Annotated in this window: 7 protein-coding genes; 3 read left to right on the top strand and 4 right to left on the bottom strand. The window is 58.0% G+C overall.

Annotated features, from left to right (window positions below):
- Window positions 1–166 precede the first annotated feature (166 nt).
- A complete protein-coding gene (locus QZ307_RS09295; protein WP_295999079.1) occupies window positions 167–679 on the top strand; it encodes a bifunctional nuclease family protein in 513 nt (170 codons plus the stop codon).
- Between the two features lie 98 nt (window positions 680–777).
- Here QZ307_RS09295 and gyrA read toward each other — a convergent pair whose 3' ends face one another.
- From gyrA to dnaN, 4 genes are all read right to left on the bottom strand, one after another.
- Window positions 778–3,579 carry a DNA gyrase subunit A gene (gyrA, locus tag QZ307_RS09290; protein WP_295999076.1) on the bottom strand — a complete coding sequence of 934 codons (2,802 nt, stop codon included), beginning with the start codon at window positions 3,577–3,579 and terminating at the stop codon, window positions 778–780.
- Window positions 3,580–3,653: 74 nt separating this feature from the next.
- Window positions 3,654–5,624, bottom strand: a complete 1,971-nt coding sequence (gene gyrB / locus QZ307_RS09285) for a DNA topoisomerase (ATP-hydrolyzing) subunit B (protein ID WP_366143042.1) — start codon at window positions 5,622–5,624, stop codon at window positions 3,654–3,656.
- Between the two features lie 155 nt (window positions 5,625–5,779).
- Complete coding sequence (locus QZ307_RS09280) at window positions 5,780–6,895, bottom strand: DNA replication/repair protein RecF (RefSeq protein WP_295999071.1); 1,116 nt, start codon at window positions 6,893–6,895, stop codon at window positions 5,780–5,782.
- A gap of 75 nt (window positions 6,896–6,970) precedes the next feature.
- On the bottom strand, window positions 6,971–8,071 hold the full coding sequence (gene dnaN, locus QZ307_RS09275; protein ID WP_295999068.1) for a DNA polymerase III subunit beta: 1,101 nt from the start codon (window positions 8,069–8,071) through the stop codon (window positions 6,971–6,973).
- Window positions 8,072–8,871: 800 nt separating this feature from the next.
- Here dnaN and QZ307_RS09270 point away from each other — a divergent pair.
- Both QZ307_RS09270 and dnaA read left to right on the top strand, forming a co-directional pair.
- Window positions 8,872–9,933, top strand: coding sequence for an ATP-binding protein (locus tag QZ307_RS09270; RefSeq protein WP_295999065.1), 1,062 nt, complete (start codon window positions 8,872–8,874; stop codon window positions 9,931–9,933).
- A 78-nt stretch (window positions 9,934–10,011) separates the two neighbouring features.
- Window positions 10,012–11,709 (top strand): chromosomal replication initiator protein DnaA, encoded by a 1,698-nt coding sequence (gene dnaA, locus QZ307_RS09265; RefSeq protein ID WP_295999062.1) that lies wholly within the window; start codon window positions 10,012–10,014, stop codon window positions 11,707–11,709.
- The last annotated feature ends 356 nt before the right edge of the window (window positions 11,710–12,065 follow it).

Genomic DNA, 12,065 nt, shown 5'->3' with positions numbered 1-12,065 from the left:
TGCGCTCTAACCAACTGAGCTACGGGCCCTTGAAAAAGTGCTTGACTATCTTACGCCACAAGTCACGGCAGGGTCAAGGAAAATTTTACTGTTTTGTAAAAAGAGCTAGGATGGCGGCAAACGGTAAAAGTGGCACAATAAAAGAAAGACTTTGGAAGGATTTGTCATGGTGCCGCTGAAGGTTCTTACGCTGGTTGTCGCTGGTCAAGGACAGCCCTCTGTACTGGTATTACAGCCGGTCGAAGACGCGCCGGTGGGCAAGGCGCGCATTATCCCCATCTGGGTAGGCCCCTCTGAGGCGGCGCAAATTGGCATGGCGCTGGAGCAAGTGAAATTTGAGCGCCCGATGACCCACGATCTTTTCCTCGACGCCCTCACGAACCTGGATGCGCGCATCGACTCCATGGTCATCACTCGCTCCAAGGGGCAGATGTTCTTCTCGGAACTCACAATCAACCAGGGAGGGCGCCTCATTCGCCTGGACGCCCGGCCCAGCGATGCGGTATCTCTTGCCTTGCGCCAAGGGGCGCCGTTGTATATCGAAGAGGAGGTCCTCGACCAGGCCTCATTCCCCTTCCTATTCAAGGGGGAGAACCAATCAGAAGAGGAGCTGGCCGAGTTCAAAACCTTCCTTGACCACCTGTCCCCCGAGGACTTCGAGGGCATCGAAGGGCTGTAACCGCTCCTTACAAGAAAGGGTCCGCATCCCCTGAGGGACGCGGACCCTGTGGGCTTCGCTCTATCCGCAGAAACCTACTGCGAACTTACAAAACTTCCCTACTCTTCGCTCTCGTCCACCTCGTCGAGGTCGTCGATGGCAAGCGTACCGTCTTCGCTCTCTTCGATAAGCTCAAGCTGGTCCTCGTTGCTGTTGGCAGCGGGCTTCGCCTTCTTCTTGCCCGTGGAAGAAATAGCCACGGCGCAGACGCGATCCTTGTCGGCCACGTTCATGACCTTCACGCCCTGAGTGGAACGACCCAGCTCGGAGATGCCCTTCACCGGGGTGCGCACGATGACGCCCTCCTCGGACACAATCATGATCTCGTCATCGGGGCCGACGATCTTCATAACCGCCAGCAGGCCCTTCTTCTGGGTCATGGTGATGGTGTACACACCCTGGCCGCCACGATGATGCTCGGGATATTCCTCGATCTTCGTGCGCTTACCGAAGCCCTTCTCGGTGATGACGAACAGGTCGGTGCCGGGGCGGGCAATTTCCATGCCCAGCACGTGAGCGTCGGCAGGCACGTTCATGCCGCGCACGCCCTGGGTGCCGCGACCCATGGCGCGGGCCTCGGACTCGTCCCACAGAATGGCCTTGCCCGCGCTGGACACCATGATGACCTTCTCGCCCTTGGCCACGCGCTTCACCGAGATCAGCTCGTCGTCGTCGCGCAGGTTGATGGCGATCAGACCGTCGCGGCGCGTGCGGTCGTACTGGTCCATGGACGTCTTCTTCACGTTGCCCTGAGCGGTGGCGAACATAAGGAACTCGTTGGCCGGGAACTCCTTGGTGGCAATAACGGCCGAGATGGACTCACCTTTCTCCAGCGGCAACAGGTTCACAATGGCCGTGCCGCGGGCGTGGCGCGACGCCTCGGGAATCTCGTACACCTTCAGTCGGTAGACCTTGCCCTTGGTGGAGAAGAACAGCATGTAGGAGTGCGTAGACGCCACGAACAGGTGCTCCACGAAGTCTGCGTCCTTCAAGTTCACGCCCTGCATGCCCTTGCCGCCGCGCTTCTGCTGGCGATAGGTGCTGACGGGCAGACGCTTGATGTAGCCGGCCTTGGTCATGGTGACGACCATGTTCTCGTCGGCGATAAGGTCCTCGACGTCGATGTCCTTGGCCTCGGCGGCAATGCGAGTGCGGCGCGGGCTGCCGTACTTCTTCTTGATTTCCTGCAGCTCTTCCTTGATAACCTGCTTCAACAGGTTCTCGTCGGCCAGGATGCTCTTGTAGTAGGCAATCTTCTCGCGCAGCTCGGCCAGCTCTTCCTCGATCTTGGTGCGCTCCAAGCCGGTCAGACGGCGCAGGCGCATCTCAAGGATGGCGTCGGTCTGCTTCTTCGACAGGCCGAAGCGCTCGGTCAGGCGCGCGGCGGCTTCCTTGTCGGTTTCCGACGAGCGAATGATATGTATGACCTCGTCGATGTTGTCGAGGGCAATGATGTAGCCCTCGAGGATGTGCTCGCGCTCCTCGGCCTTCGCCAACTCGTAGCGCGTACGACGGGTGACCACGTCTTTCTGGTGCTCAATATAGTAGAAGAGGATTTCCTTGAGCGAGAGCACGCGCGGGGTGCCGTTGACCAGGGCCAGCATGTTGGCGCCGAAGCCCACCTGCAATTGCGTGTGCTTATACAGCTTGTTGAGCACCACCTGGGGAATGGCGTTGGCCTTCAGGTCGATGATAATGTCGATGCCCTTGCGGTCGGCGGCGTCATGGATATTGCTGATTTCCGGCAGTTTCTTGTCGCGCACCAGCTCGCCCAGCTTCTCCAGCAGGCGCTTACGATTCACCTGGTAGGGAATCTCCTTCACCACAATGGAGGCACGGCCGTTCTTCTTTTCCTCGATCTGGCATTTGGCGCGGATGGTCATGTTGCCGTGGCCGGTTTCGTAGGCATCCAGAATGCCCTTCTTGCCCATGATGAGGCCGCCCGTGGGGAAGTCGGGGCCCGGCATAACTTGAAGCAGCTCTTCCGTGGTGACGTCGGGGTTGTCCATCATGAGGCAAGTGGCGTCGATGGTCTCGCCCAGGTTGTGGGGCGGGATATTCGTCGCCATACCGACGGCAATACCGTTCGAGCCGTTGACCAGCAGGTTCGGGAAACGAGAAGGCAGAACCGTGGGCTCCTGCAAGCTCTCGTCGTAGTTGGGCTGGAAGTCGACGGTTTCCTTGTCCAAGTCGCGCAGCAGCTCCATGGCCGGCTTGTCCAGGCGGGCCTCGGTATAACGCATGGCAGCAGCGGAGTCACCGTCGATAGAGCCGAAGTTGCCGTGGCCGTCGATGAGGGGCAGGCGCAGGCTGAAGGGCTGGGCCAGGCGCACCATGGTGTCGTATACGGCCGAATCGCCATGGGGGTGGTACTTACCGATAACGTCACCAACGGTACGAGCCGACTTCATATGCGGCTTGCTGGGCGTATAGCCCGACTCGTTCATGGCGTACAGAATGCGGCGGTGCACCGGCTTCAAGCCGTCGCGCACGTCCGGCAGGGCGCGGGACACAATAACGGACATGGAGTACTCGAGGAACGAGGTCTGCATCTCCTTGCCCAGGAATGCCGCACGTACCGTGGTGCCTTCGCCGCCATTGGCGCCTTCGATAATGGAGCCATGGGGGTTCGGCATGTCGACGAGCAGGGAGCGCGCCTTCTCCTCCTCGGAGATGACGTGCTTCACGTCGGATTCCTCGTCGAGCGTCGAGCTGGCCGAGGCAAGTTCCGCTTCCTCGTCAGCTTCCTCATCGGTATCGACGTCTTCGGCCAGGTAGGCGGCGTCTTCCTCCGCCTTTTCTACCTCGGCGCGCTCCTCCGCGTCCTCGAAGTCGTCGAACTCATCAAAATTATCAGCCATTAGTTTCCTTTCTATAGTTCAGAAACATAGTGGTTTGCAAAGATCAGCGAGGTTCCGCCAGGGAGAACAGAACCCTAAATGTCCAGGAAGCGGACGTCGCGAGCGTGCTTCTGAATGAACTCCTTGCGGGGCTCCACCTGGTCGCCCATCAGCTCGGACACCACGCGCTCAGCCTCGACGGCGTCGTCGATGTTCACCTGCAGCAGCGTGCGGGTGGCCGGCTCCATGGTGGTTTCCCACAGCTGCTCGGGGTCCATCTCGCCAAGGCCCTTGTAGCGCTGCACATCGAACTTGCCGGGATCGGGGTATTCGGCCAGCGTGGCGGAAAGCGCCTTCTCATCGTAGATGTAGCGCTCCACCTTCGGGCTGCGCGAGTTCTTCTTCTTCAAGCCGAAGATGGGGGGCTGGGCAATGTAGATGTAGCCCAGGTTGATGAGCTCGGGCATGTAGCGATAGAAGAAGGTGAGCAGCAGGCAGCGGATATGGGCACCGTCCACGTCAGCATCGGTCATGATGATGATGCGGTGGTAACGGGCCTTCTCGGCGTCGAAGTCCTCGCCGATGTTCGTGCCGATGGCGGTAATGAGGCTGCTGATGGTGTCGGACGACAGCGAGCGATGCAAGCCGGCGCGCTCCACGTTCAGGATCTTGCCGCGCAGGGGCAGAATAGCCTGGAACTTACGATCGCGCGCCTGCTTCGCCGAGCCACCGGCCGAGTCACCCTCTACAATGAAGATTTCGGACTGGCTGGCGTCCTTGCTGGCGCAGTCGGCCAGCTTGCCGGGCATGCTGAACGAGTCGAGCACGTTCTTGCGGCGCGTCATTTCGCGGGCCTTGCGAGCTGCCTCGCGGGCCTTCAGAGCCTGGGTGGCCTTGCCGATGATGCGCTTGGCCGGCGTGGGGTTCTCCTCCAGATACTCGGCCAAGCCCTGGGTAACGGCGTTTTGCACCAGCGGACGAATTTCGGTGTTGCCCAGCTTCGTCTTCGTCTGGCCCTCGAACTGCGGATCATGCAGCTTCACCGAAATAATGGCGGCCAAGCCTTCGCGCGCGTCCTCGCCGGAGAGGTTGGAGTCCTTCTCCTTCAGCAGACCCTTGCTGCGCGCGTAGTCATTGATGGTACGGGTGATGGCCTGCTTGAAGCCGTCCATATGCGTACCACCCTCATGGGTGTTGATGTTGTTGGCGAAGGCCATGACCGAATTGGTGGAGTAGGAGCTGGACCACTGCAGGGCCACCTCCACGGTGCCGTCGGCGTTCTCGGCCTCGAAGTAGATAGGCTTGTTCAGCGTTTCCTTGCCCTCGTTCAGGAATTTCACGAAGTCAACGATGCCGCCCATAGCCTGGAATACCTCGGTGCGCGGGTTGCCGTCGGCGTCGGTGATGCGCTCGTCGATGAGGATGATCTTCAGACCGCGGTTGAGGAAGGCCATCTCGCGGAAGCGAGCCGCCAGGGTGTCGTAGTCGTACACCGTGGTCTCGGTGAAGATTTCCGGGTCGGGCCAGAAAGTAACCGTGGTACCAGTGGTTTTCGCCTTGCCGATCTCGTGCAGCTTCGTCTTCGTCTTGCCGTGGTCGAAGTCGATCTCGTACTCGACGCCGTCGCGGCGCACCTGCACCTCCACCTTGGTGGACAGGGCATTTACAACGGAAACGCCCACGCCATGAAGGCCGCCGGACACCTTGTAGCCCTCGCCGCCGAACTTACCGCCGGCGTGGAGGATGGTGAGAACCACCTCAACAGTGGGAATTTTCTCCTTGGGGTGCTTGTCCACGGGAATGCCGCGGCCGTTGTCCTCGCAGGAGATGGAGTTGTCGGGATGAATGGTTACCTTGATAGTGTCGCAGTAACCGGCCAAGGCCTCGTCGACCGAGTTGTCGACCACCTCGTACACCAGATGGTGCAGGCCGCGAGGACCCGTCGATCCGATGTACATGCCCGGGCGCTTGCGAACGGCCTCAAGTCCTTCAAGGACTTGAATGTCAGAACCGTCGTAGTGATCTGGTTTGTTTGCCACTGACACGCTCCTTCTGTCTCTAAGCATAAAAATGCGCCTTAGTATGGCGCTGATTCTGTGTCAATTATAGCAGAAGCACCTTACTTTTTCCCTACAAGGTCTTAGATGGCTTGTTTTAAGGCGTTCTGAGCCATAGTTTGCAGGTTTTATGAGATAAGTATTGAAAAATGAGCCCTACGCGGTTAGACGCGCCCTGCATCCGCGAGAGGAAGATACCGTACATCGCTGTAGCTGAGCATCTCCTGATCGAAGTACGCCAAATTCGCCGTCGTGAGGAACGTCTGGCTTCCCTCACCGATATGGGCGACAAGCGCCTCACGGCGCGCGCCATCGAGCTCGCTCATTACATCATCGAGGAGCAGCACGGGCTTCTGCTCGAGAATCTCCTCAATCACCGACGCTTCGGCCAGCTTGTAGGACAACACCACAGAGCGCTGCTGGCCCTGACTTCCATACAACGAGGCATCCTGTCCATCAAGCGTGAAGGTAACATGGTCGGCATGGGGGCCCACCACGGCTCGTTTGCGCACCAATTCTTCCCCCGCGCGCTCATGAAGCGCGCGGGCGAGTTGCTCGCGCGCTGTTTCACGTGAAATCATTGGCTCTGACCAGGGGGTATCTCCCCAAGAAGGAAGATAGTCCATCCCCAATGCTTCCCGCGCGCGAGATATTCCCTCATAACGGGCAACCACATGAGGGCGAAGACGATTGAAAAGCGCAATGCGATAGCAGGTTAACTGGGAGCCGACTGTAATGAGCATTTCGTTGATGGAATCAAGCAGCGCAGGAGACGCCTCCTCTTTCAGAAGGCGATTCTTGTGCCTCACAACCTTTTCATAGTCGCGACGCACGACGTAGTAGTTTTTGTTCACCTGCGACCCCAGCCCATCAAGCGCCGTGCGCCGCCGCGTCATGGACCCCTTCACCAAGTCGAGATCATCGGGGGTAAAGGCCACCGAGGGCACAAGCCCCTTCAGGTCGGCAGGACGCTTAGCCTTTCCGTTGAGCCGGTATTTCTTTCCGTGGCCTTCAAGGGTCAGATCCATCTCGAGCTGGCGATTCCCATCTGAAATAGAGGCACTCAGCCGCGCTGATTCGCAGTCATGGCGAATCAGCTGCTCGATCGTCGCGTGGCGAAACGAGGTCAGTGCCGTCAAGAGCTGCACGCCCTCGACGATGTTCGTTTTACCCATGGCGTTCTCGCCTACCAGCACCGTAAGATCGCCCAGGTTATCCAGGCGAGCATGCTCGTAGTTGCGAAAATTCCGCAGCTCTAGACTTTCAATGCGAAGGGTCACACGGCTCCTCTATCGAAGACCGCCGGGATACCATGAGCATCCCGGCGGCGGCGACTTATTTCTTTTCGGCCCACCTTAGGCGATGCGCACCGGCATCACCAGGTACAAGAAGTTCTCGGGCTCAAACGCGCGGAAGATACCCGGCTTCAAAGAAGACTGCACTTCCAGGTACACCTGATCGGTGGCAATGGAGCCGAGGCCGTCGAGCACGTAGGCATAGTTGAAGGCAATCTCGACGTCTTCGCCCTCCACGGTGCACGGGAGAATTTCCTGGGCACTGCCGACGTCCTGCGACGCGGCGGTAATTTGCGCCGTCTGGGAATCCTGGTTCAAATCGAAGCGCACCGGAGAGGCTGCCGAGCCAAGAAGCGACGCACGTTTCACGCTGGCAACGAGCTTGTCTACATCGAGAGTCGCTCGCGTGGTGTAGGCATCGGGAAGCAGCTGCTTGTAGTTGGGGAAGTTCCCCTCGATGCGGCGATTGATGAACACCGTGTCCTCGCAGGTCACCACAATCTGGTTGTCGGCCAGGGCCAGGGACACCGGCGACTCCGTCTTCGGCAGCGAGGCAATTTCAGCCAAGAACGTACCTGAGATAACCGCCTGGAACTCATCGGCCGAAGCGTCAGGGAGCGGCGCGTCGGTAATAGCCAGACGATAGGAGTCGGTGGCCACCATGCGCAGCACGCCTGCCTCAAGTGTGATAAGCACACCGGTCAGAACGGCGCGGCTTTCATCGCGCGACACCACACGGGAGACGCGCTTCACCATCGAGGCGAACTGGTGAAAGGGGATTTCGATCTTCTGGTGGGTGTCCACATGGGGGAAGCCAGGGAAGTCTTCCGCATTAAGAGCGCGGATGGAGAAGGACGACGTATCGCAGGTAATAAAGGCTTGCTCGTCGGCCGCCTCTACATGCACCGCCGCATCGGGAAGGTTCTTGATGATGTCCGAGAAAAGCTTGCCCGGCACCACTGTGCGACCCTCTTCTTCAACCAGGGCCGGAGCTGAGTACTGAATAGAAAGCTCCAAGTCAGTTGCTTGCAGAATAATGCTGTCCTGGCGCGCCTCAACGAGAATACCTGCCAAAACCGGCAGGGTCGAGCGCGTGGAAACGCCTTTGAATACAACGGAGAGGGCGTTAGCCAGCTCGGTGCGATTGATGCTGAATTTCAAGAGGGGTCCTTTCTCGCAGCAAAGACAGCCTGAAGAGCCGTGGTCATCGTAGGGTGAAGGGCTATTATAACGTCTCTCGTAAAAGAGAACCTTCCGAGCCTTGCGGCCTCGCTTTTCCGAGCCTCTTTACTATTGTTGATGCCCAAGATTGGGCGGCGGGAGTGTCTGTTGAGGATTATCCTCCGCCCATTCTTCCACTTTTCCCCAAATTTTGTCGAGGTGTCAGTGGAAAAAGTGGATAACTTGACATCATCCCCGTATGAGCGGTGTAAAACCAACATTGCTCGCCTCTCTGACTATCCACCCCGTTCTACACCTTAACGGTTTACGTCCGCTCATCTTGTAAAGGGTGTTCGTGAAAATTAGCGTTTGAACTGGTATTTCATAATTCATTCAAACCTTTCTCCTCTCTAAACAAACCTTTGTTCGAAGCTCCGAGGAGAACCGTAAAAACTTCTCAAACAAAGAGCGAAGGAACCGCAGGTGAGTGACGTGAGGGTTTTTGTCAAGGAAATTCCTCGAAGTTTTTAACCAAATCGGCTTTTTTTCACCACGCCTCCCGTTCAAACAATTCAATGTTTTCCACTTTTAATGAATAAATTGGGCAAAACTGTGAAATACTTTGGAAATCCCAGTTGATGCTCGTATGAATTTTCAACAATTCCTGAATAACTGGTGAATTATCAACCGCCGCCCCAGAAAACCGCAGGAAACAATAGGTTCCTTAATCGAAACACGCTACAATAGCCGTGAAAAGTCCGAAAAACATTGAATGAAACGCTGAACAAAACGGAACAATCTTGGAAACTTTCAACGAACACCCTGAATCCTCTGAAGAGACCGCAAGCGCGGCTCTTTTCGACTACAGCTTCGTCGAAACCACGGGGCGCATTGCCCTTTACGACGACCTGCGAAGCGCGCCGCGCGTCATCGACATCCCCCCGGGAGAAACGGCGTCCTACATCGAGGCCCTTGCCTCCAACGTCTATGAGCAAGCCCGCGGAGCTGGCGGCTCAATCCCCTACTCGGTCATCCGCGAGGTGTCCGAGAACTTTATTCATGCGCGGTTCCGCGAGGTGGTCGTGTCGATCCTTGATCGAGGTAACACAATTCGTTTCGCCGATCATGGACCGGGAATTCCAGCCAAGGAAAAAGCCCAGATGCCTGGTTTCACCTCAGCGTCCGAGCCCATGAAGCAGTACATTCGCGGCGTCGGGTCGGGCCTCCCCCTGGTAAGAGACTACATGGAATCGTTCCGGGGCACTATTACCATCGAGGACAATTTGGGGACGGGCGCCGTCGTCACGGTCAGCCTCGTTCAAGACCCCCTCGATGACCCCGCTGCGCTGCAGCAGGAAATCCAGCGCGAGCAGGCAGTGCTCGACCAGGGAATGGCCGTCGCCCCAGGGATGCCGCCCGCTGCGGCAGGCCAGCCCTTCGTAGCGGCGCCGAACATCGCAGCGGCCCCCAGCCCCGCTCCCGCGAACGTCGCCTCATACGCCCCCGCGCCCTACCCTGTCGCTCAGCCGGTAGTGCCCGCGGCGCCCGTGGGACAACCCGTGGCCGCTTACCCCGCCGCCGGAGTCGCCACGGCCTACGGATACCCGGCTCAGCCCGCCTACGGCTATGCCCCTGCAGCGGCCATCGCCGGCCCTCCCCTCTCCGACCGTGAGCGAGAATTCCTCAAGTACTTCCTCTCGGAGGGGCTGCTCGGCATCACTGATATGAAGAACATCACGGGGCACCCAGGATCCACGGTCCACACCACCATGGAAAAGCTGCAGGAAGCGGGATTGATAACCCGCGTGGGCCAGAAGCGCGCCCTCACCCCCTACGGGGAGCAGATCGCGCGGAGCCTGTAGCCGCAAGCTCATTTGCTACAATAATGCCCCTTCGGCAGCAACGGGAAACAACGACCAGAACCCCTACGGGAGAACAAGATGGATAGCGAAAAACTCAACGAACAATGGGCGGGAATATGCTCCCAAGTAAAAAGCTACCCCGATGTTGACGCGTCCCAGGTCGATGCTTTCTTCTCGCGTCTTGAGCCGCAGGCGATGAGCGCAGGATTTCTCATGCTCACGGCCGACAACGACTTTATCAAGAACTGGGTAGAGCAGAACTACGTCGACGTGGTGAAGCGCGCCCTGTTCGATCTTCACGGTACCGTCTTCACCGTGGCCCTTGCTGTGGACCCGGGCCAGGAGCAGCGGAAAGCCGCTCAAGCGGCAATGCCGGCGCGAGCCGCTGAACCGGTCCCCGCCTACCCAGTCGCCCCGACCGCTTCTATCAACCCAGGAGCCGCGCAAGGTACCGCGCGCCCTTACGGTGAAAGCTCTGCGTTCCCGAGCGGCTCCCCCGCGGATCCCTCCATGTCTCTGGGAGACAACCCTTTCTCGAGCGCAGGCTCTTTCTCCGCGCCCCCTCAAAACCCCGTGAATGGAGGGGCGGGAATGGCGGCTTCGGGGGCACCCTACATGCCCTCCTACGATGAAACGGCCCTGGTCGATCACTACTCTCCCGACGCTTCGACGCCCCGTGAAAACGCGGGCACGCCAGGAGCGGCTTCGGCGCGCCCCGGCGGCCCGTCTTCGACCCTTACCTTCGGTAATTACGTCATCGGCGATTCCAACCGTATGGCTTACTCCATGGCGGTCGAAGTGGCCGAATCTCCTGGTCGCACCCCTTTGAACCCGCTGTTTCTGTACGGGAAGAGCGGCCTGGGTAAGACCCATCTCATGCGGGCGATCCAGAACTACGTCGAAGAGACAAGGCCGTCGCTCAAGACCGTCTACGTGGATTCAGCCGACTTCCTGTCACGCTACACGGAAGCCAGCCTTGCTCACGACCGCGAAAAGGCAAGCTTCAAGAACTTCAAAACCTACTACGAGGAAGCCGACGTCCTTCTTATCGACGACGTGCAGTACCTGCAGGGCAAGAACCAGACTCTCGATATCGTGTTCCAGCTCTTCAACACCTTGACCAATCAGGGAAAACAGGTGGTGCTCTCGGCGGACCGCGCACCTAAGAACATCGATATTGACGAGCGCTACACCTCCCGTTTCAACGGCGGCGGCGTCATCGAGATCAACCCGCCGGAAATCGAGACGAAGCTGGGCATCGTCAAGTCCTTCATCAACAACTACAGCCAGAACGAGGGATTCGGGCACTTTGAGGTCTCCGACGACGTGCAGATGTACATCGCGGAAAACTCAAGCTCCAACATTCGCGAGCTGAAAAGCGCGGTTACCAAGGTCATCTATCAGATGACACTCTCCGATCAAGCTGATATGACCATCGAGGAAGTGCGCCTGCTGCTACAGAACCACTTTTCCGGAGGCGCCTCCCGTAACTTGGCCGTCAGCGACATCCAGCGCGAAGTAGAAAACTTCTTCAAGGTGTCCCACAACGACCTCGTAGGACCTAAGCGCGCCCGCTCCATTGTGTACCCGCGCCAAATTGCCATATATCTTTGCCGGCAGCTGCTTGATCTGCCCTACCAGGACATTGGCCTCAAGTTCAACCGTGACCATACGACGGCCATGCACTCGGTCTCTATGGTCGAGGAGATGATGAAAAAAGACCGCGGCGTGCAGGAGGAAATAGAAGCACTGCGCAAAAGAATCCGCGAGCTTTAGTGCAAAACTAAGAGGATTAACGGGGAAAACGACGGGTACAACTCAGGTTTTATCCACGAACTCGGGAGAACTCTCCTAGGGGCAGAGAAGCCCCGGGTGGAAGTTCGGTACAGATTGCCCACGAGTTAGGAACGGTAAAAATAAAGGATCTACCAGCGAAAAGACCTGGTTTGCCACAAAATCACCGTGCTTATTGATACAACTAATGGAGAAATACTATTTCAAGAAAACTGAGCTTCTTGTCCCGTCGCCCTAACCAACCATGGATTCAACCTAAAGGCCCGTTGACACGGGTTGTTTGTGGTATATAATCGGAAAGCTACTCTTTGAACCACGAAAGGGAAAGAAACAATGAA

It is taken from the genome of uncultured Adlercreutzia sp. (assembly GCA_910585575.1).
In the GTDB taxonomy this organism is placed as follows: domain Bacteria; phylum Actinomycetota; class Coriobacteriia; order Coriobacteriales; family Eggerthellaceae; genus Adlercreutzia.
The sequence above is the reverse complement of the archived record's forward strand: the minus strand, read 5'-3'. Positions and strand labels throughout refer to the sequence as shown.

Excerpts from the sequence above, each read along its gene's own strand:
- gyrB (WP_366143042.1), bottom strand. The coding sequence starts at position 5,624 with ATGCTTAGAGACAGAAGGAGCGTGTCAGTGGCAAACAAACCAGATCAC.
- dnaA (WP_295999062.1), top strand. The coding sequence starts at position 10,012 with ATGGATAGCGAAAAACTCAACGAACAATGGGCGGGAATATGCTCCCAA.
- QZ307_RS09295 (WP_295999079.1), top strand. The coding sequence starts at position 167 with ATGGTGCCGCTGAAGGTTCTTACGCTGGTTGTCGCTGGTCAAGGACAG.
- gyrA (WP_295999076.1), bottom strand. The coding sequence starts at position 3,579 with ATGGCTGATAATTTTGATGAGTTCGACGACTTCGAGGACGCGGAGGAG.